Source organism: Salininema proteolyticum (assembly GCF_042685645.1).
GTDB lineage: Bacteria > Actinomycetota > Actinomycetes > Mycobacteriales > Micromonosporaceae > Salininema > Salininema proteolyticum.
In genome coordinates, this window is record NZ_JBHUNX010000001.1 from 150,320 (window position 1) to 169,376 (window position 19,057).

A 19,057-nucleotide genomic window follows, 5' to 3' on the forward strand; every position below is an offset into this window, starting at 1 on the left:
ACCTGACTTCGCCTCCGACATCGTTCCTAGCTGCCTTCGGTGCTCGTGTAGGAGCGACTTCTCATCCGCGAGGTGGTTCTCTTCGAATCCGTCAATCCAGAAGACTCCGAAGAGCCAGCTCGACGAACTCGTCCTTCTTCTCGTCATCACCCGGCAGGGCTCCGGGCGTCGTCCTATTGACGTGGCTGACGCCGTAATACGCGCTCACCATCAGCACGGCCTTACTCCTCGCCGATTCGCCGGCCATGCCCATCTCCTCGAACTGAGCGGCCACATACCCGATCCGTTTCCGCCCGATCCGCTCGAGAACAGGACCGACGAGCGGGTGATCGGCGGAGGCCAGCAACGAAGTTTCGATCCGGCTCGCCATGCCGAACGACAGTACTCGGGAGAGCAGAGCCCGAAGCTTGTCGCGGGGCGAGGCTGCCTTGTCGTCCTCAAGCTCGGCAATGACCTCGTCGGTACCGACCTTTTCCCACAGCTCCATCGCGGCCTGGATCAAACTGTCCCGATTCTTGAAATGCCAGTAGAAGCTCCCCTTGGAAGTGCCCAGCCTGCGAGCCAGGGGCTCCACGGACACGCCCCCGATCCCTCCATCGGCGAGCGCGTCGAGGGCAGCCCGCGCCCAGTCGTCGGCCTTGAGTCGTTTCCCGCCTTGCGCCATCCCCATACGGTACCGTATGGTAAAACCATACGGCAGCGTATGGAGGAGTCATGAGAAATGTGCACACGAGGGTTGTCCACACCCCTGTGGATAACCTGAGCGACCTTCTGGAAACCCTGGCCAGCGCCGACGACAAGCTCTGGCCGACCTCTGACTGGTGGCCGATCCGCCTTGACGACGGGCTGAAGGTCGGCTCAGAGGGAGGCCACGGTCCGGTCCGCTATGAGGTCGTCGAGTACGAGCCGGGCCGCAGAGTACGGTTCAGATTCGCGCCGGACTTCGGCCTTCAGGGAGAACACGAGTTCCGAGTGGAATCGGAGGGACACGGCGCCCGGATCACCCACGTGATGACGGGCGGGATGAAGGGAAGCATGGTGGTCCTGTGGCCGCTGGTCGTGCGGTGGATGCACGACGCCCTACTGGAGCAGCTGATGGACAACGCAGAGAGGCACACGACGGGCGAGCCGGCGAAACCGCACCGAATGTCAGCCTGGGTCAGGCTGTGGCGGCGGATATTGGTCGGGAGAGCGGCCGAGTCCGATCGCCATCCGGCGCGACGGTGAGCCGTAAGCGCGGGGGACACGCCTATGTGGGGCACTGCGATTCCGATGAGTCTTGGCATGGCGACAGGGCTGAGACGCACCGTTCCTCGGAACGGGATTCCCGGCCCTGCCGCTCGTTGAGCAGGTGGGTACTGCAATCGCTCAAGCCGCTCGTCACGGCCGTCAGGCTCTTGCGGCCCCCGGTCAGTCGCGGATGGCGGCGATGCCCTCGACCTCGACCAGTTGGTCGTCGTAGCCGAGGACGGTCACGCCGAGCAGAGTGCTCGGGACGTCGTGCTCACCGAAGGCGTCGCGGACGACCTCCCACGCGGTCACGAGGTCTTCCTGCCGCGACGAGGCGACGAGCACGCGGGTGCTGACGACGTTGGTGAGGTCGGCCCCGGCCTCGGAGAGCGCGGTCTTCATGTTCTCGATGCACTTCGCTGCCTGAGCCGCGTAATCTCCCACCCCGGCGGTGGACCCGTCGACGTTCAACGGACACGAGCCGGCCAGGAAGATCATCCGCGAGTCAGCCGGTGCCGTGGAGGCGTAGGCGTACTCGGCGGCGTCGGACAGCTTATTGGAACGGATGAGGGAAACGGTCTCAGACATGGTCGGCCCCTGATCTAGTGTGTGTTCGGCCGGGCCATTGTCTCATGTGTCCTCTTGTGGCCCTGGCCATCCGGTGACACCGGTGAACCGGGTTCGACGTGTGTCGGTGCGGCCGTTGCCGGGCGGTCCGTTGCGACGGCTTGCAGCCTAGCCTTCGGCGTCTGGATCGGATTTGGCCTCGGCGGTGGCCTCGATCATCGCCTTGATCTCCCGCCAGCCGCGTTTCTTGGGCTTCGCTTCGGCGCGTTCGGCCGCACAGCTTTCGCAGGACCTCGACTGGTTGTCGGTGGGCACGCCGCACGTCCAGCACTTGAACTTGTGCCTCGGCATGTCGCCGGACTCGGTGGGCGGCTTGCGCTTGGTGAGGTTCTCCAGCCGGTGGCGGATGACGCCGAAGGGATGCTTCACGTCGTCGGTGCGGGAACCGAGGGCCTTGTCGAGCGTGGCTTGCGTCCAGCCGCGCGAGAGCAGATCCCGGATCTGGGCGTCGATGAAGGTCAGGCCGTTGCCGTAGATGCCCCAGCGCGTACCGATGTGGGACGTGGTCGGGGTGATCGGGGCGACCTTCTCCGGCTCGTCATCGGGTTGCGGGGCAGGGAGTTCCGGACGAGGGGCGGCCTGTGGCGAGGCGGGCCGTGGTTCGGCGACGGGCGCCGGAGCGGGCTGCGGGGGAACGGAGGGCCTGCGGCTGTTCTGGTCTGCGGCCCGGAGGCCTCCCGACGCCGGGTCGATCAAAATGGTGAATGCGTTGGCGTTGTTGTGGCGCCGGTGCCGGACGAGAACGCCCCGCTTTTCGAGGTCGCCGACGGCCCGCTGGACGGTGCGGACTGAGAAGCCCGTCCAGTGCGCCAACTGCTGATTCGAGGTGCGGGGGATGAATCCGTTCTCGTCGGCGAAGGAGGCGACGCCGTTGAGGAAGGCCTTCTCGCGGCCGTGGACGGGGTACTCGCGGCATGCGGCCACCAGCTGCTGGAACATGTTAGGATCGCCGTACCTTTCTGCCTGCGAAAGCAGGTGGTTTTGTGTTGGCGTCCAGGAGAAGTTTGCCGACTACCGCCTGGGCGCCTTTTCTGGTGTGCCACGGACTCGAAGGTGGTGATGTAACTGTTTTCGAGGTGCTGTGTAGCTGATGGAGGTTGGCCCTCCGAGATCGCCTTTCGGGAGGGGGTCTCAAACCGGCGTATGCTGCATGACCGGTAACGGGACTGTGGTGAGCGATACGTTTAGAAGGCAGCGTTGAGCTGTCAGGTGGGGACTGCGGAGACGTTGCGTGAAATCCAGTGTCAGAGACTCTGGCTGGGGCCCTGTTTGAAGCGTCGAAAAGCGTTGAACTGATGTCAAAACCGGCCTGTCGAAAAGAGGCTGGGAGGAGTCTGGCAGAAACCCGTTTACTGGCCAGGCGGCATCCGGCGTAAAGGGGGCGTGAACGCAGTCTGCTGCGGCTGCATGGAACGTGGGAAGATCCTCGCTCGATGCGAAGGGAGTGTTCCGAGCCTTAGCCGGCGAGGAATCGAGTACCGATGCGGGCAGGGGATTGCGGACGGTCTCGTAGTAGTGGCGAACCTCTTGCTGGCGCGGTGGGAGTGGAGCGAAGGGGACCGGCAATACAGATTCAGATTACTGGGTCAACCAGCGATGGGAGGAACCCCGTGAGTGAATCACGGTCAGCGACCGGGAAGCCTTTTGACGTGTCCCGGGAGGAGGTATGGGCCGCCTGGTTGGCGGTGGCCCGTAACGGCGGAGCCGCCGGAGCCGACGGCGTGGGGATCGACGATTTCGGTCGTGATGCGAAGACACTGCAGGGAGGCCTGTACAAGATCTGGAATCGCATGGCGTCGGGATCGTATTTCCCTAAGCCGGTTCGGTCGGTGTCCATACCGAAGCCCGCAGGCAGTGGTCGGCGGGTTCTCGGCATACCTGTTGTGGCCGACAGGATCGCTCAGACGGTGGTGGCGAAGCGTGTTGAGGAGGTGGTGGAACCTCTGTTTCACTCCGACTCCTACGGGTTTCGACCGGGCCGTTCAGCGAAGGAGGCCGTGAAGGTTTGCCGGGATCGGTGCTGGTCACGGTCTTGGGTGGTCGATGTTGATATCGCCTCGTTCTTCGACGAGGTGGACTGGAACCTGCTGGTGAAGGCGGTGGAGGCCCTTGGGCTTCCGTCTTGGGTGGTGCTTTATGTGCGCCGCTGGCTGGCCTGCGAGGTCATCGATGCCGACGGGGATGTTGCACCGCGTGAACGGGGGCTGGCGCAAGGGGGACCGGTCTCGCCGGTGTTGGCGAACCTGTTCCTGCACTGGGCGCTGGATTCCTGGCTGGAACGTGCCCATCCGATGGTCATGTTCGAGCGTTACGCCGATGACGTGGTGATTCACTGCGTTTCGCAGCGTCAGGCGGAGAAAGTCCTGGCTTCGCTGGAGGTGAGGATGACCGAGGTGGGTTTGCGGCTCCATCCGGAGAAGACTCGTATCGTCTACTGCGGAAATGACCGCGACGTTCGATGGAGTGGCCCGCGGTCGTTTACTTTCCTGGGGTTCGATTTCCGGTGCAGGCCGGGAGGATGGCGCCGGGACGGGGAGCGGATGACGACGTTTTCGCCTGCTGTCAGTAGAGCGGCGCGTAAACGGATGTCGCAGGTGATGCGGTCTTGGCGGATCGGCAGGCGAACCGATCGGGGGTTCGATGAGATCGCCCGGTTGGTCAACCCGATCGTTCGGGGCTGGATGAACTATTACGGGTCATTCGGTCGCTCCGAGCTCTATCCGCTTCTGGGACAGTTGAACGCGATGCTGGCGAAGTGGGTGAGGAAAAAGTATCGACGGTTTCGGAGCTGGAAGCGGTTTATCCGCCGCTGGTGTCAAGTCGTCGAGGAGTACCCCGCCTATTTCGAGCATTGGCGTTGGGTGACGAGAATGGCACGCTGACCGGTGTTGCAGGAGCCGGATGACGCGAGAGTGTCACGTCCGGATCTGTGGGAGCGCGGCGGGGAGGTTCCGCCGCGCCACCCGACTGTGTACGGCCTGTTCAACGAGCGAGGCACAGTCGGGTTACGGGATTCTCCCCGGTTTTCCTTCCCATTTTTTCGTTGATTCTCCGGTACTGGTACCGGTTTTTCACCAATAGGACCTATATGGTCGTCGGCTTGTCATGTCAGGCGGTATCGCGCCTGTTCCTGGGGGTGACAGGGTGGGGTGCCGCGAGCCGTGGAGAATTGCTGTCACGTCAGATCGGGAGTCGGGGAAGATCTGTCACGTCAGGGTTCCGGCAGGGGACATGTCGGCATTGCGACAAAGAACAAGGCCGACCCCGGAAGCTCCGGTGATCGGCCTCGATGAATAGGTGTCCGTGGAGCCGCCCAGGGGACTCGAACCCCTAACCTACTGTTTACAAGACAGTTGCGCTGCCAATTGCGCCAGGGCGGCATGGTGGCCCCATAATACATCGCCCGGAAGCCGTCCACGGGTGAGCCCGCCCGCAGTGGTGCTCGCCGCAACAGGCTCCGCGCGGCCAGCTCAGGGGACGAAGACGGCGTACACGCGCAACTGCGGGGTGGGTTCCGGAACGATCGGGACGGACCTGATCAGATCGTCGGCGTCGTCGAAGGGACCGTGCTCGGAACGGTGGGCGACGATGGCCCGAGAGACGTCGGGGGTCAGCCCCGGCAAAGTCGCGATCACCTCGGCCGGGGCGCTGTTGACGTCGACGAGCCCGCCGTCGTGGATCTTACGGTCGAGATCCGGTCGGCCGATCCTCATGTCCTTGGCATGGGAGGGGTTCTCGACCACGGTGCGGCGGGCGATCCTCCGCCGACGCTTCGCGTCGGCGGTATCGGACCGGCCGGCCTCGGCGGCGCGCCGTGCGGCCGGCACGGTTGGGGACTGGGCCTCGGTGGCGGTGGTCGAATTGGGAGCGGTCGAGCTGGCGGGAGCAGGGGACTCGGAAGCATCGGCAGGGCCGACGGGAGTCGGAGATTCGGGAGCGGCGGCCGCAGTCGGGGGAGTCGGAGCCCGGTCCTCGGGATCAGCGGCCAGGGCCCGGGCGGCGGCGTCCGGAGTATCGGCGGTCGGGGCCTCCGGAACGGCAATAAGACCCTCGCGAAGCCGGTAGAGGTGCACGGTGCCCACGACCCACGGCACGGCCATGAGCATCCAGAAGATGCCGACGCTGGAGACGGTGGCGACGATGCAGGCGAGGTACACGAACCCGGCCTGGGCGAGCGTCCCGTTGGAGTGGCGCTTGCCGAGTCGGAAGAAGATCACCGGAGTGGCCAGGCCGAGCGTGAGGAACGCGATGAGGGGCGCCCGGCGAGGCACCCCGTTCGACGTCTCTGAAACCTTCCCGCCCATGGCGATCCCCTCCGAAAATCTGAGATCCAGGTTACGCTTCGGCTCCCGGGGAGTCCAGTGGCGGAGCGTAGGCGGAGGCCGAGGCTCAGGGAATGAAGACGGTGTACTCGCGCATCTGGGCCTCGAACTTCGGATTCACCGACACCGACATGATCAGCTCGTCGGCATCGGCGAAGGGCCCGTGCGCCTCGCGGTGGGCCACGATGTCCTTCGCCGTCTGGGCGGAGATGCCGGGCAGCGTCTCGACGGCCTGGGCCGGGGCGTTGTTGACGTCGATGAGCCCGCCGTCGTCGGCGTCGCGGTCGTCCAGGTCCGGGCGGCCGATGCCCATCTTCTTCGCGAGCAGGGGGTCGCTCGCGACGGTGCGGCGCGCCTTCGTGCGCAGCCGTTTCGCCTCGGCCACCGGGTCCTTGTCCGCCGAGGCCGTCGTGGACTCGATCATCGACTTGACGGAGTCGGAGATGGCCTTGCCCTTGCCTGGCAGGTGCCCGTCACGGATGAGGAACAGGTGAATCGAGCCGCCTATCCAGGGGAAGAGCAGGAGCGGCGCGAGGACGCCGAAGGAACAGACGGTGAGGAGAGCGGCGGCCCCGTAGGCGATGGCCCACTTCAGATAAGTCTTATCGGGCTCGCCCTTGGCGAGGTTGTAGAAGATGAAGGGCGTCGCGAAGCCGAGGGACGCCAAGGATATCCAGGGTACGCTGGACTCTTCGTCGTCCGAATTGGCGGGGGTGTTGTCGCTCATGGTGATCCTTCCACATGTCTGAGATCCAGACTACCCAAGGCCCCTTGATAGGCTTTCGCCGTGATTCCGCGCGAATTGAAGCTATTCCAGGCCGCCGCGATCGCCGAGGCGATCTCCTGGGCGGGCCTGCTCATCGGCATGTACTTCAAGTACCTCGGGGGCGGCAACGAGATCGGGGTGAAGATCTTCGGCCCCGTCCACGGCGTCCTGTTCATGGTCTACATCGTGACCGTGCTCTACATCGCACGCAAGTACGACCGGGGCCTGAAGGAGCTGTTCATCGGCCTCGTCTGCGCCGTGCCGCCGTTCTTCACGCTCTACTACGACCGCCGCGTCATGAAGTGGTGGCGAAGCAAGGAGAAGGCGCCCGCCAACGCGGCCGGCTGACAATGCCTACGTGATAGGGGCCTCGGGAAGAATCATTCCGGAGTACTACATCACGAGTGCGGGGATTGACCACAATAGGGGGTATGAGCCCACAGACCGCATCGCTGCGTCCCCCTACGGCCGACGAAGCCCTCGTCCCACCCGACGAGGGCTTCCGGGCGAAGATCCCCGCCATCCTGTCGTGGCTGCTGGTCATAGTGGCCGGCCTCTCGGTGCTGGGCTCCATCGCCCGCTCCCTGCACCGGACCACGACGACGGGGCACATCCAGGAGTGGATGGACCTGATCCTCCCGGCGCCCCCGAACCTGGCCTACGCGGCGCTGCTGATCGTCTTCGCGGCCGGCGTGGCGCGCAGGAAGCGCGTCGCGTGGTGGGTCCTGACGGTCTATTTCAGCCTGAGCATGCTGCTGCACGGCGTCAACTACCTGGCGATCTTCGCGTTCCCCGAGGAGGTCGTCGAGAACGGCGACACGGACGTCCTCTACTCGGTCATCCTGCCCCGGGCCGTGGTCGGCGGCACGATCACGCTCGTGGTGCTGATCCTGCTGTTCGCGGGCTACCGGCAGTTCTACGCCAAGGTCGAGCGTTTCAGCTTCTGGCGCGCGGTCGGCGTCTTCTTCGGCCTGGGAGCTGTCTTCGTCCTGATCGGACGCCTCCTGGTGCGCTGGTTCCCCGGGGACCTCGCACCGGAGGACCAGTTGGAGTTCGTCGTCAAGAAGGTCGTCGCCGGGGCATTCCGTCTGTCGGCCGTCAACGACGGCCTGGTACCCGGCTGGATCACCCTGCTGCTCGGCCTCTTCGGCGCCATCTCCATCTTCGCGGCGGTCTTCACGCTGCTGCGCTCCCGCAGGGCCCACGAGTCCCTGTCGTCCGACGACGAGGTCCGCATCAGGGCCCTGCTGGCCGAGTACGGCCAGGAGGACTCGCTGGGCTACTTCGCCACCAGGCGCGACAAGGCGGCCGTCTTCGAGCCGGGAGGCCGCGCGGCGATCACCTATCGGACCGTCGGCACCGTGTGCCTCGCGTCGGGCGACCCGGTGGGCGACCCGGCCGCATGGCCGAGGGCCATCGAGGCGTGGGTCACCTACATCCGTCGCTACGGCTGGGTCCCGGCAGCCCTGGGCGCGAGCCAGGACGGCGCGCAGGCCTACGCCGACGCCGGACTGAAGGTCCTCAACATCGGCGACGAGGCGATCCTCCACACCAAGGACTTCACGCTGGAGGGCCGCGAGATGAAGCCGGTCCGCCAGGCCGTCAACAGGATCGAGAGGGCCGGGTACACCTTCAGCGCCAAACGCCACCGCGACCTGACCGAAGAGGAGATGTCCGAGGCGATCCTCAAGGCGAACACCTGGCGCGACACCTCGACCGAACGCGGCTTCTCCATGGCGCTGTCTCGGCTCGGCGACGTCAACGACGGCGACTGTGTCATGGTCCGAGCGAGGGACGCCGAGGGCAACCTGAAGGCCCTCCTGTCGTTCGTGCCCTGGGGCAAGGACGGCCTCTCCCTGGACCTCATGCGCCGCGACCGCAGCGCCGACAACGGCCTGACCGAGTACCTGGTCAGCATGGTCGCCAAGGAGGGCCCGAGCCTGGGCATCCGGAGAGTCTCGCTGAACTTCGCCATGTTCCGCGCGGTCTTCGAAGAGGGCGCCAGGCTGGGCGCCGGACCCGTGCTCCGGATCTGGAGGCGCCTGCTCCTGATCTTCTCCCACTGGTGGCAGCTGGAGTCGCTGTACCGCTCCAACGTCAAGTACCGCCCCGACTGGGAACCCCGCTACCTCGTCTACGGCGAGCGCCGCGCCCTCGGACGCGTCGGCGTCGCCGCCGGCATCGCCGAAGGGTTCATCTCCCCGCCGGCCCGCCGCACCTCCATCGCCGACGGCTCCCTGCTGGCACCCCTGCAAGGACTCGACACGGCCCTGGAAGCGGTCGCCGAACGGGAGCGCAAGAGCGTCACCCACGAATGGCCCGAACAGGTCCTCGTGCGGGCCAACAAGGTCGGCAGGCTGAGGACCCAGGGCGTCGACCCCTACCCCGTGGGCTTCGACCGCGGCCCGAGCCTGGAGAAGGTCCGCGAGCGCTGGAACGGCCTGGAGGCCGGGGAGGAGAGCGGCGAGACCGTGTCCGTCGCCGGCCGAGTCATGCTGCTGCGCCACCACGGCCGACTGTCGTTCGCACAGCTGCGCGACTGGTCCGGGACCCTCCAGCTGATGGTCGTCGACGACCCCGAGTTCAAGCGGACCGTCGACGTGGGCGACCACCTCGGCGTCCACGGCGAGGTCGTGCGGTCCCGCAAGGGCGAGCTGTCGGTCCGGGCCGAGGAGTGGACGCTGACGGCCAAGTGCCTGCGGCCGCTGCCGGACAAGTGGAAGGGACTGACCGACCCCGAGGCGAGGGTCCGCCAGCGCTACCTGACGTACATCATGGACGACGGGGCCCGGGACCTGCTCAGGCAGAGGACCGCGACGCTCAACGCCCTGCGGGACGAACTGCGCCGCCAGGACTACCTGGAAGTCGAGACGCCCATCCTGCAGGCCATCCACGGCGGCGCCAACGCGCGCCCCTTCCAGACCCACATCAACGCCTACGACATGGACCTCTACCTGCGCATCGCGCCCGAGCTGTACCTGAAGCGCCTGTGCGTCGGGGGAGTGGAGCGCGTCTTCGAACTGGGACGCAACTTCCGCAACGAAGGCGTCTCCTTCAAACACAACCCCGAGTTCACCATGCTGGAGGCCTACCAGGCCTACGCCGACTACACGACCATGCGGCACCTGACCGAGCGCCTCATCCGGGGCGCCGCCGAAGCGGCCCTCGGAACGACGGTCCTCACCAAGGACGGCGTGGAGTACGACCTCGCCGACCCGTGGCCCGTCGTGCCGGTGTTCACCGCCATCTCGGATGCGCTCGGCCGCGACGTCGGACCGGGCACCCAGGCCGAAGAGCTGCGGAGGATCTGCGACGAGAAGGACATCCCCTACGACCCCAAATGGGGCGAGGGCGACCTGGTCCTGGAGATGTACGAGCGCCTTGTCGAGCACGAGACGCTCCGCCCGACCTTCTACACCGACTTCCCCGCGTCGGTCTCCCCGCTGACCAGGGAGCACCGGGACGACCCGCGCCTGGCCGAACGCTGGGACCTCGTCGCCTTCGGCACCGAGATCGGCACCGCCTACTCCGAGCTCGTCGACCCGATCGAACAGCGCCGCCGGCTCACCGACCAGTCCCTGAAGGCCGCCGGGGGAGACCCCGAGGCCATGGAACTGGACGAGAACTTCCTGGAGGCCCTCGAGTACGCCATGCCCCCGAGCGGAGGACTGGGCATCGGCGTCGACCGTCTCGTCATGCTCCTGACGGACAAGGGCATCCGCGACACGCTCCCGTTCCCGATGGTGAAGCCCCATGGCTGAGGCCAAAGCGCGGGCCTGGTGGGCGGCGGGACTCCTCGCGCTCGCCGCGGCCCTCTACTCCAGCTGGCTCCTGGGGCCGTGGCTCGACCCCGCGGTCGACCCGGTCGAAGGATTCGCCTCCGAACTGGCCGCCCGGACCCAGCGCTACTCGTGGCTGTTCCGGCTCGGCGACATGCTCACCGGCATCGCCGCCGTCGCCGCGGCCCTGTTCCTCGCCAAGGCGGGACGGACCTGGCGCTGGATCTGGGTCGGCATCCTGGTCTTCGGCGCGTTCACGTTCCTGGACGCGACCATCACGCCCATGGACTGCGCGACGTCGGTGCAGCGGTGGTGCGCGGCGGGAGAGGAGGCCGGGACGCTCTCCTGGCGGCACGGCGGACACGTCGTCACCTCCTCGATCGCGGCGGCCGGACTCGTCGCCGCGGCCGTCCTGGCCGCGTGGGTCTGGCGCGACACGGTGAGCGTCGCGCTCGCGGTGCTGGTCGTGGGCAGTTCGATCTGGACGTCCATTGACGCGCTGTGGCCCACTGGAATACTGGGAGCGGTGCAACGAGGACAGCTAGCGCTCATGGGCCTCTGGCTCCTGTGGGCGGCATGGCGGGCACGGCTAACGCCGGTGGAGACCCCGTCCGCGGCGACTACCCCTGAAAGGCAGAGATGACGGAACAGGTGATCATCGTTCCCGGGCTGGGCGGCAGCGCCCACGCCTGGAACCCCTTGGCGCGGAGCCTGGACGCGGTCGTCGTCGACCGCCTGGAACAGGACGGGCTGCCTACACTGGAGGACGAGGTCGCGCACGTGCGGGCCGAGGCCGGCCGGGACCCGCTGATCGTGGCCCACTCCATGGGCGCCTTCACCGCCGAGGCCTACGCGCGGCGCCACCCCGTCGCCGGCCTGGTGCTGGTCGATCCGTCGGTGACCCAGGGCGAGACCGAGGGCTACGACGCCGCCCGGCGGACCTTCTCCCTCACCAGGACCGTCCTGAACGGCATCGGCAAGACCGGGGCGCCGAAGCTCCTCGGCCCGGCGGTATGGCGGGCGTCCAACCGCCTGGCGGCCCGGCGCCGGCTCCCCGCAGGGGACAGGAAGGGCGCGGCGAAGGACTACGGGGACGTCCGGTCGACCGTCTCGGCCGCCGCCGACCTCATCGCCTACCGCGCCCAGGCCGCGGAACTCCAGCGTATGCGCAAGTACTCGCTGGTCAGCCCCGAAGCGCCGGTCGTCGTCCTCAGCGCCCAGGGCTGGGGCAAGGAGGACCGCCACGCCAGGAAATGGGCCGCCTGGCACCAAGACCTGGCTAAACTCTTCCCCGAAGGGCAGACTGAGAAGGTCAAGGGATCCGGACACCTCATGCACATCGACCGGCCCGACATGGTCGAGTGGGCGGTGCGCCGCGTGAGGGCGCGGTCCCTCGGCACCTCGCTGTGACACCACCGGCCCCAGAGGAGAAGCGATGAAGAAGCCCCACGTCATCCTGTCAGCGGCGATGTCCCTCGACGGATACCTCGACGACACGACCCCGAACCGGCTGATGCTCTCCGACGCCGCCGACTTCGACCGCGTAGACCGCCTGCGGGCCACGGCCGACGCGATCCTCGTCGGGGCCGGCACGGTCCGCGCCGACAACCCGCGGCTGCTGGTGCGCTCGCCCGAGCGCGTCCAGATGCGCCAGGCCTCGGGGAAGTCCGCGCAGCCGGCGAAGGTCGTCCTCACCCACGGCGACCTCGACCCCGACGCGGCCTTCTTCACCGAGGGGGACTCGGAGAAGATCGTCTACACCGACGCCGAGTCCGCCGAGGGCGTCCGCGAGATGCTCGGCGAGGTCTCCGAGGTCCGGGAGGCCGAGGACCTGGCCACCCTCCTGAACGACCTGGAGGAGACCGGCGTCGCCCGGCTCCTCGTCGAAGGCGGCAGCGGCGTCCACACCTCCTTCCTCACGTCCGGGTTCGTCGACGAACTCCACCTGGCCGTCGCCCCGTTCTTCGTCGGCGACTCCCTCGCGCCCCGCTTCGTCGGGGACGGCCGCTTCGCCTTCGACAAGGACAACCGCCTGGAGCTCATAGAGACGCGCCAGGTCGGGACGGTCGCGCTCCTGAAACTCCAGGCCCCTGGGGACGACGGGGCCTGACCGGTGGGCTATGATCCGGGAAACAATTGAAGAAACGTTCACCTCTTCGCCGAGGCGGACGGATTCCTTTGCACAACGGATCGTCTGGCACGTACCTGCCAGTGAAAGGAAGTAGCGACCATGGCCACCGTGAGCTACAAGGGCGCCAGCCGCCTGTACCCCGGATCGGACACCCCCGCCGTCGACGAGCTCGACCTCGACATCCAGGACGGCGAGTTCCTCGTCCTCGTCGGGCCCTCCGGATGCGGAAAGTCCACCTCCCTGCGCATGCTCGCCGGACTCGAGGAAGTCACCTCCGGCTCCATCTGGATCGACGACACCGACGTCACCAACTTCGAACCCAAAGACCGCGACATCGCGATGGTCTTCCAGAACTACGCGCTCTACCCGCACATGAGCGTCTTCGACAACATGGGCTTCGCCCTCAAGCTCAAGGGCACCCCCAAGGCCCAGATCCGCGAGCGCGTCACCGACGCCGCCAAGCTCCTGGACCTCGAGGGCTACCTCGACCGCAAGCCCAAGGCCCTGTCGGGCGGACAGCGCCAGCGCGTCGCCATGGGCCGCGCCATCGTGCGCGAGCCGCAGGTCTTCCTCATGGACGAGCCGCTGTCCAACCTGGACGCCAAGCTGCGCGTGCAGACGCGTTCGCAGATCGCCTCGCTCCAGCAGCGCCTCGGCACGACCACCGTCTACGTCACCCACGACCAGATCGAGGCCATGACGATGGGCCACCGCATCGCGGTGCTCAAGGACGGCCTCCTGCAGCAGTGCGACTCGCCGCGCGTGCTCTACGACAACCCCGAGAACGTCTTCGTCGCCGGATTCATCGGCTCCCCGGCCATGAACCTCGCGACGCTCGCCGTCAGCGGAGAGGGCGTCGAGTTCGGCAAGAGCAAGCTGCCGCTGACGCCCGAGACCCGCTCCGCGCTGGGCTCCGACAAGAGCGTCACCGTGGGCATCCGCCCCGAGCACTGCCGCATCTCCGAGGCCGAGGACGAGGGCCTGGAGATCGAGGTGTCGCTGGTCGAGGAGCTCGGCAGCGAGGCCTTCATCTACGGAGCCCCGGCCGAAGCGGCCGGCGGCGCCCTGGCGGGGGAGCACGACAGCGAGCGCCTGACCGTCCGCTGCGACTCCCACGCCGTGCCGCGTCTGGGCGAGAAGATCCGGATCGTGCCCGAAACGGGCAAGGAGCACGTCTTCAGCGCCTCCACCGGCAAGCGCCTGAACTAGGCGCTCGCGGCCCCCACACACAGAGCCGCCGGGTGCCCGGAGAACACCTCCGGGCACCCGGCGGCTCTCTGCCGTGCGAAGAGCTGATGGCCGGTCGCCGTGCTTGCGACGACGCTTCTGAAAGATGACCGGATGCGGCCGATGGACTTGGACTCGCCTCTGTCCCGAAATTCTGGTACCTGTTCACGTACGGACAATGGGCGGTATTCCGTTCCATGCGGTTGAGGAGGGTGCATGACCATTACCGCGAGCCAGGCTGGGAAAGACCTGCATTCACTGATCAAGAAGGTGAACGATGAGCGGGTTCCGGTCAGGGGCGCCTCGGTGCAGGGCAATGCGGTCCTCATGTCCGAGGACGACTATGAGGCCTGGCAGGAAACCGTCTTCCTGCTCCGGTCCCCGCGCAACGCCGGTCGGCTGATGCGGTCGATCTCCCAGATGGACAACGGCGGAGGGGCCGTCCACGCGTTCATCGACGTGGAGGGCGCCGAGTGAAGACCGACCTTTCGGGAGAGGGCTGGGAAGACCGCGCCAACCGGGCCGAGACCGGACGCAAGAAGACCAAGCGCATGGACCACCTGATGACAGAGGCCGTTCGCGGACTCTTCGAGGGCATCGGCCGTCCACCGCGGATCGGGGCCTGGCCCGACGAGCGGTTCTGACCTAAGCTTGAAGGTATGACACAGGTCGCAGTGCCGCGCCCGGCAGTGCCGGACACCGACGAGTTCACCGTCGGCACCGAGCACTGGCACAAGCTGGACGACGGACGCATCGAGTGCACCGTCTGCCCCCGCCACTGCCGACTGCGCGAAGGCCAGCGGGGATTCTGTTTCGTCCGGGCCCGCCAAGACGACCAGATCGTCCTCACCTCCTACGGCCGCTCCTCCGGCTTCTGCATCGACCCCATCGAGAAGAAGCCGCTCAACCACTTCATCCCCGGCACGCCCGTCCTCTCCTTCGGCACCGCCGGCTGCAACCTCGGCTGCCGCTTCTGCCAGAACTGGGACATCTCCAAATCCCGCGAGATCGACACCCTCACCTCGTCGGCCTTCCCCCGCGACCTGGCCTCCACGGCCCGTGAACTCGACTGCGCCTCCCTGGCCTTCACCTACAACGACCCGACCATCTTCACCGAGTACGCCCACGACACCTCCCGGGCCGCCCACGACCTGGGCCTCAAGTCCGTCGTCGTCTCCGCCGGATACATCGAGCCCGGCGCCCGCGAAGAGCTCTACCGCCACGCCGACGCCGCCAACATCGACCTCAAGGGCTTCACCGAGCACTTCTACAAGAAGATCGCCTTCGGCAACCTCCGCACCGTCCTCGACACCCTCGAGTACCTCGTCCACGAAACGGACGTCTGGACCGAGATCACCACACTCCTCATCCCCGACCACAACGACGGCGACGAGGAGATCCGCGAAGAGAGCCGCTGGATCCGAGACAACCTCGGCCCCGACGTGCCGCTCCACTTCACCGCCTTCCACCCCGACTTCAAGATGATGGACGTCCCGCCCACCCCGCCCAGCACCCTCAGGCGCGCCCGCGACATCGCCCTCGGTGAGGGCCTGAACTTCGTGTACACCGGAAACGTCCACGACGTGGAAGGACAGACCACCTACTGCCCGAGTTGCGGGACCGCCGTCATAGTCCGCGACTGGTACCGTATCCTCGCCTACGAACTCGAACCCGGAGGAGACTGCCGCCACTGCGGCCACACCCTGCCCGGGCGTTTCGATCCCCCCGCCGGCTTCGACCTCCCCGGTACGTGGGGGCAGCGGAGACGGCCAGTCCGGATCTCCGCGGCGCCCACCGACCGAGCCTGAACGCGACTGGGAAGAACCACCGCCATGACCGAGACCATCGCCTTCCGCCCGCCCGCCGTGGCGGGTCTCTTCTACCCGGCGAAGCCCGAGCCGCTGCGAGCCACCGTCCGCACCCTGCTCGACGGCGTCACCGTTCCCGAAGACGACGGCCCGCTCGCGGAGGCGTACATCGTGCCCCACGCCGGACTGCGCTTCTCCGGAGCCGTCGCCGCCGAGTCCTACGCGCGCATCGCCCGCCACGCCGCCGAGGTCGACCACGTCATCATCCTCGGACCCAGCCACCAGTACCCGCTGCGCGGCGCCGCCGCCAGCCCCGCCGCGACCTGGGTGACGCCGCTGGGCGGCATGACGCTCGCCCCCACCGAGGCCGTCGCCGCGCAGAGCGAACCGCACGCCAACGAGCACTCGCTGGAGATCCAGCTGCCGTTCCTGCAGAGCATCCTGCCCTCGACGGCCACCATCACGCCCGTGGCCGTCGGCATGAGCGGCACCGACGACACCGCCGACCTCATCGAGCGCCTCGTCGCGGACTCGCCCTCCGACCGGCCGCTCGTGCTCTGCTCCACCGACCTCTCGCACTACCACGACATCGACACCGCCACGAGCCTCGACCAGGAGACCGCCGAGGCGATCCTGGCTCTGGAACCCGAGCGGATCCCCGTCGAGCGCGCCTGCGGAATCTTCGCGCTGCGCGGGCTCCTGGCCTGGGCGAAGCGGACCGGCCTGGCCGCGCGCCGACTGCGCCTGGGCACCTCCGCCGACACCTCCGGATCACCCGACCGTGTGGTCGGATACCCCGCCTTCGCCTTCGAGCGGGCAGACGCCCGGAACCGGTGAGCGGATCGTCTGTGGGATGCGATACGACACCCGGCTATTGATTGGCGTTTAATCGCGGCGCGCCTCTATCCTGTAGAGGTGACCGAGCAGAATGAGACTCCTGAAATCGAACAAGACCTTCCCGAGCAGATGAAGATCCGCCGCGACAAGCGCGACGAGATCATCGCGGCCGGGAAGAAACCCTACGCGCTCGGCTACCCCAGCACCCACTCCCTGGCCCAGCTCCGCGAGCAGTACGGACACCTGGAGCCCGGCGAGAGCTCCGGCGACAACGCCTCGACCGTCGGCCGCGTCATCTTCGTGCGCGTCGCCGGCCGCCTGTGCTTCGCGCGGCTCCGCGCCGGCGACGGCACCGAGTTCCAGGCCATGCTCTCCCAGGGCAAGCTGGGCAAGGAGTCCCTCGGCGACTTCAAGCGCCTGGTCGACATCGGCGACCACATCGGCGTGACCGGAGAGGTCGTGTCGTCCAAGACCGGCGAGCTGTCGATCATGGCCGAATCCTTCGAGATCACGTCCAAGAGCCTCCGGCCGCTGCCGGTGGCGCACAAGCCGCTGGCCGAGGAGACGCGCGTCAGGCAGCGCTACGTCGACCTCATCGTGCGCCCCGAGGCCCGCCAGAACGCGCGCAACCGCGCCCAGGTGGTCCGCTCGCTGCGCGACCAGCTGCACGACGAGGACTTCGTCGAGGTCGAGACGCCGATGCTGCAGGTCCAGCCCGGCGGGGCGACGGCCCGCCCGTTCGTCACGCACATGAACGCCTACGACATCGACCTGTACATGCGCATCGCTCCCGAGCTCTATCTCAAGCGCTGCGTGGTGGGCGGGATCGACCGCGTCTTCGAAATCAACCGCAATTTCCGCAACGAGGGTGCGGACTCCTCGCATTCGCCCGAATTCGCGATGCTGGAGTCCTACCACGCCTATGGCGACTACCACACCGTAGCGGAATTGACGCAGCGTCTGATTACCGGCGCCGCCGAATCCGTATTCGGGTCCACGAGCGTCACGCTGACCGACGGCTCCGAATACGATTTGGGCGGGGAATGGAAGCGCATCACTCTCTATGGTGCGATTTCCGAGGCCCTCGGCGAGGAGGTCTCCGTGGCCACTCCCTTTGAGAGGCTCAAGGAGATCGCCGAGAAGATCGATCTGGGCGTGGACCCGGTGTGGAACCACGGCAAGCTCTCCGAGGAGATCTTCGAGCACCTGGTGGCGGACAAGCTCCACGAGCCGACGTTCGTCATGGACTTCCCGGCCGACACCTCTCCGCTCGTCGCCCCGCACCGGACCGAGCCGGGCCTGACGGAGAAGTGGGACCTGTACGTGCGCGGCTTCGAGCTCGCCACGGGCTATTCGGAACTGGTCGACCCGGTGATCCAGCGGGAGCGCTTCGAGGAGCAGGCCCGCCTGGCGGCCAAGGGCGACGACGAGGCCATGACCGTCGACGAGGACTTCCTGCGCGCGATGGAGTACGGCATGCCGCCGACCGGCGGCATGGGCATGGGGCTCGACCGCCTGCTGATGGCCCTGACGGGCCTGGGGATTCGCGAGACGATCCTCTTCCCGCTGAACAAGCGGGAGGAATAGCAGAACCCGCTGATCCGGCGGGAAGAACTACGGGGTCCATTGGCCCGGCGGCCGGAGCCGTCGGCCGAACAGGGGCTCCGGGCGGAACCGCCGGTCCCGAACCGGGATCGGCGACCAGCGGTCACCGGGCGGCGTCGGCCCATTCGGCGTCCGCGCCCCGTCCGGGGAAGAGCGGCCCTGCCCCGCCGGACAGGCGAGGCGACGGGCCGGGCCGATCGCGGAGGCGGCGCTGGCACAGCGCCCCACCCGCGAATCGGACGGAGGGCCGACCTCCGATCCCGGAGCGCCGCAGGCGCTCTGGACGGAAGAGTGGGGACCGGCGAACGACCGAGGGAAGGCCGGGGGCGTAGGCCCCCGGCCTTCTTTAGTATCCGGCGTACACGAGTTCCTTACGGGTCCTGTGCAGAGGCTGCCCCGCGACGACCGTCCAAATAGTAATCAATCCGTCGCTGCTCCTTTCGCGCTCCCCTTTCCCAAAAGTCATTGAACGATGTCGAAGCGGAAAATCGGAGGGGGTAGAGGAGGCCTCGCGTGTGCACCTAATACGTTGCGAGGCCGCCGGTCCCGCTGTAGCGGACGGGAATACCCGACCCCAGACAAAGGCGTTCCGAAGGAAGCGGATATCATCCAAAGCAAACAATAAAAATGGCCTCGTGTAATCAGACAAGGTCCGGTCCGATTTATGGGATTGAACGATGAATTGGGGCGCCTTTTCGGAGACGGCGAATCGGCGCGCTCCGGCC

18 protein-coding genes and 1 tRNA gene are annotated in these 19,057 nt (G+C 67.1%); 13 read left to right on the forward strand and 6 right to left on the reverse strand.

Translation table 11 applies throughout. The annotated features are described in order from the left end of the window. Nucleotides 1-91 precede the first annotated feature (91 nt). The gene (locus ACFTE1_RS00750; RefSeq protein ID WP_380618075.1) at nucleotides 92-670 is read right to left on the reverse strand and encodes a TetR/AcrR family transcriptional regulator; all 579 of its coding nucleotides are present in this window, start codon (nucleotides 668-670) and stop codon (nucleotides 92-94) included. Nucleotides 671-714: 44 nt separating this feature from the next. Here ACFTE1_RS00750 and ACFTE1_RS00755 point away from each other — a divergent pair, with 44 nt between their 5' ends. Beyond that, entirely contained in the window at nucleotides 715-1,227 is a 513-nt protein-coding gene (locus tag ACFTE1_RS00755) for an SRPBCC family protein (RefSeq protein ID WP_380618074.1), read from the forward strand. 183 nt (nucleotides 1,228-1,410) lie between these two features. Here the strand turns inward: ACFTE1_RS00755 and ACFTE1_RS00760 are convergent, their stop codons facing one another. Together ACFTE1_RS00760 and ACFTE1_RS00765 are read right to left on the reverse strand one after the other, a co-directional pair. Continuing rightward, nucleotides 1,411-1,818 (reverse strand): RidA family protein, encoded by a 408-nt coding sequence (locus ACFTE1_RS00760; protein ID WP_380618073.1) that lies wholly within the window; start codon nucleotides 1,816-1,818, stop codon nucleotides 1,411-1,413. A gap of 147 nt (nucleotides 1,819-1,965) precedes the next feature. Then, complete coding sequence (locus ACFTE1_RS00765) at nucleotides 1,966-2,796, reverse strand: helix-turn-helix domain-containing protein (protein ID WP_380618072.1); 831 nt, start codon at nucleotides 2,794-2,796, stop codon at nucleotides 1,966-1,968. Nucleotides 2,797-3,506: 710 nt separating this feature from the next. Between ACFTE1_RS00765 and ltrA the strand changes: the two genes are divergently transcribed. After that, nucleotides 3,507-4,739 carry a group II intron reverse transcriptase/maturase gene (gene ltrA, locus ACFTE1_RS00770; protein WP_380618290.1) on the forward strand — a complete coding sequence of 411 codons (1,233 nt, stop codon included), beginning with the start codon at nucleotides 3,507-3,509 and terminating at the stop codon, nucleotides 4,737-4,739. A gap of 422 nt (nucleotides 4,740-5,161) precedes the next feature. Here ltrA and ACFTE1_RS00775 read toward each other — a convergent pair. The 3 genes from ACFTE1_RS00775 to ACFTE1_RS00785 all read right to left on the reverse strand — a co-directional run bounded on the left by ACFTE1_RS00775 (nucleotide 5,162) and on the right by ACFTE1_RS00785 (nucleotide 6,906). Next, nucleotides 5,162-5,237, reverse strand: a tRNA-Thr gene (locus ACFTE1_RS00775). Between the two features lie 90 nt (nucleotides 5,238-5,327). Then, nucleotides 5,328-6,161 (reverse strand): ComEA family DNA-binding protein, encoded by an 834-nt coding sequence (locus ACFTE1_RS00780; RefSeq protein WP_380623138.1) that lies wholly within the window; start codon nucleotides 6,159-6,161, stop codon nucleotides 5,328-5,330. Between the two features lie 85 nt (nucleotides 6,162-6,246). Next, nucleotides 6,247-6,906 carry a ComEA family DNA-binding protein gene (locus ACFTE1_RS00785; protein ID WP_380623140.1) on the reverse strand — a complete coding sequence of 220 codons (660 nt, stop codon included), beginning with the start codon at nucleotides 6,904-6,906 and terminating at the stop codon, nucleotides 6,247-6,249. Nucleotides 6,907-6,966: 60 nt separating this feature from the next. On the opposite strand from ACFTE1_RS00785, the gene ACFTE1_RS00790 reads away from it, so the two are divergent. From ACFTE1_RS00790 to lysS, 11 genes are all read left to right on the forward strand, one after another. After that, nucleotides 6,967-7,293, forward strand: coding sequence for a DUF3817 domain-containing protein (locus ACFTE1_RS00790; RefSeq protein WP_380623142.1), 327 nt, complete (start codon nucleotides 6,967-6,969; stop codon nucleotides 7,291-7,293). A gap of 83 nt (nucleotides 7,294-7,376) precedes the next feature. Next, nucleotides 7,377-10,706 (forward strand): bifunctional lysylphosphatidylglycerol synthetase/lysine--tRNA ligase LysX, encoded by a 3,330-nt coding sequence (gene lysX / locus ACFTE1_RS00795; protein WP_380623144.1) that lies wholly within the window; start codon nucleotides 7,377-7,379, stop codon nucleotides 10,704-10,706. Next, nucleotides 10,699-11,367: a DUF998 domain-containing protein gene (locus ACFTE1_RS00800; protein ID WP_380623146.1), complete on the forward strand. Its 669-nt coding sequence runs from the start codon at nucleotides 10,699-10,701 to the stop codon at nucleotides 11,365-11,367. The genes lysX and ACFTE1_RS00800 overlap by 8 nt, the downstream gene beginning before the upstream one ends. Then, nucleotides 11,364-12,134: an alpha/beta fold hydrolase gene (locus tag ACFTE1_RS00805; RefSeq protein ID WP_380623148.1), complete on the forward strand. Its 771-nt coding sequence runs from the start codon at nucleotides 11,364-11,366 to the stop codon at nucleotides 12,132-12,134. The genes ACFTE1_RS00800 and ACFTE1_RS00805 overlap by 4 nt, the downstream gene beginning before the upstream one ends. 25 nt (nucleotides 12,135-12,159) lie before the next feature. Beyond that, nucleotides 12,160-12,834, forward strand: a complete 675-nt coding sequence (locus ACFTE1_RS00810; protein WP_380623150.1) for a RibD family protein — start codon at nucleotides 12,160-12,162, stop codon at nucleotides 12,832-12,834. Between the two features lie 120 nt (nucleotides 12,835-12,954). Then, nucleotides 12,955-14,064 carry an ABC transporter ATP-binding protein gene (locus ACFTE1_RS00815; RefSeq protein ID WP_380623152.1) on the forward strand — a complete coding sequence of 370 codons (1,110 nt, stop codon included), beginning with the start codon at nucleotides 12,955-12,957 and terminating at the stop codon, nucleotides 14,062-14,064. 234 nt (nucleotides 14,065-14,298) lie between these two features. Next, entirely contained in the window at nucleotides 14,299-14,559 is a 261-nt protein-coding gene (locus ACFTE1_RS00820) for a type II toxin-antitoxin system Phd/YefM family antitoxin (RefSeq protein ID WP_380623154.1), read from the forward strand. Beyond that, a complete protein-coding gene (locus ACFTE1_RS00825; protein ID WP_380623156.1) occupies nucleotides 14,556-14,726 on the forward strand; it encodes a hypothetical protein in 171 nt (56 codons plus the stop codon). The genes ACFTE1_RS00820 and ACFTE1_RS00825 overlap by 4 nt, the downstream gene beginning before the upstream one ends. 15 nt (nucleotides 14,727-14,741) lie before the next feature. Then, complete coding sequence (gene amrS, locus ACFTE1_RS00830; protein ID WP_380623158.1) at nucleotides 14,742-15,890, forward strand: AmmeMemoRadiSam system radical SAM enzyme; 1,149 nt, start codon at nucleotides 14,742-14,744, stop codon at nucleotides 15,888-15,890. Nucleotides 15,891-15,914: 24 nt separating this feature from the next. Further along, on the forward strand, nucleotides 15,915-16,727 hold the full coding sequence (gene amrB, locus ACFTE1_RS00835) for an AmmeMemoRadiSam system protein B (RefSeq protein ID WP_380623160.1): 813 nt from the start codon (nucleotides 15,915-15,917) through the stop codon (nucleotides 16,725-16,727). A gap of 78 nt (nucleotides 16,728-16,805) precedes the next feature. Then, on the forward strand, nucleotides 16,806-18,314 hold the full coding sequence (lysS, locus tag ACFTE1_RS00840) for a lysine--tRNA ligase (protein WP_380623163.1): 1,509 nt from the start codon (nucleotides 16,806-16,808) through the stop codon (nucleotides 18,312-18,314). Nucleotides 18,315-19,057 lie beyond the last annotated feature (743 nt).

Excerpts from the sequence above, each read along its gene's own strand:
- ACFTE1_RS00750 (WP_380618075.1), bottom strand. The coding sequence starts at position 670 with ATGGGGATGGCGCAAGGCGGGAAACGACTCAAGGCCGACGACTGGGCG.
- ACFTE1_RS00755 (WP_380618074.1), top strand. The coding sequence starts at position 715 with ATGAGAAATGTGCACACGAGGGTTGTCCACACCCCTGTGGATAACCTG.
- ACFTE1_RS00760 (WP_380618073.1), bottom strand. The coding sequence starts at position 1,818 with ATGTCTGAGACCGTTTCCCTCATCCGTTCCAATAAGCTGTCCGACGCC.
- ACFTE1_RS00765 (WP_380618072.1), bottom strand. The coding sequence starts at position 2,796 with ATGTTCCAGCAGCTGGTGGCCGCATGCCGCGAGTACCCCGTCCACGGC.
- ACFTE1_RS00780 (WP_380623138.1), bottom strand. The coding sequence starts at position 6,161 with ATGGGCGGGAAGGTTTCAGAGACGTCGAACGGGGTGCCTCGCCGGGCG.
- ACFTE1_RS00785 (WP_380623140.1), bottom strand. The coding sequence starts at position 6,906 with ATGAGCGACAACACCCCCGCCAATTCGGACGACGAAGAGTCCAGCGTA.
- lysX (WP_380623144.1), top strand. The coding sequence starts at position 7,377 with ATGAGCCCACAGACCGCATCGCTGCGTCCCCCTACGGCCGACGAAGCC.
- ACFTE1_RS00800 (WP_380623146.1), top strand. The coding sequence starts at position 10,699 with ATGGCTGAGGCCAAAGCGCGGGCCTGGTGGGCGGCGGGACTCCTCGCG.
- ACFTE1_RS00805 (WP_380623148.1), top strand. The coding sequence starts at position 11,364 with ATGACGGAACAGGTGATCATCGTTCCCGGGCTGGGCGGCAGCGCCCAC.
- ACFTE1_RS00810 (WP_380623150.1), top strand. The coding sequence starts at position 12,160 with ATGAAGAAGCCCCACGTCATCCTGTCAGCGGCGATGTCCCTCGACGGA.
- ACFTE1_RS00815 (WP_380623152.1), top strand. The coding sequence starts at position 12,955 with ATGGCCACCGTGAGCTACAAGGGCGCCAGCCGCCTGTACCCCGGATCG.
- ACFTE1_RS00820 (WP_380623154.1), top strand. The coding sequence starts at position 14,299 with ATGACCATTACCGCGAGCCAGGCTGGGAAAGACCTGCATTCACTGATC.
- amrS (WP_380623158.1), top strand. The coding sequence starts at position 14,742 with ATGACACAGGTCGCAGTGCCGCGCCCGGCAGTGCCGGACACCGACGAG.
- amrB (WP_380623160.1), top strand. The coding sequence starts at position 15,915 with ATGACCGAGACCATCGCCTTCCGCCCGCCCGCCGTGGCGGGTCTCTTC.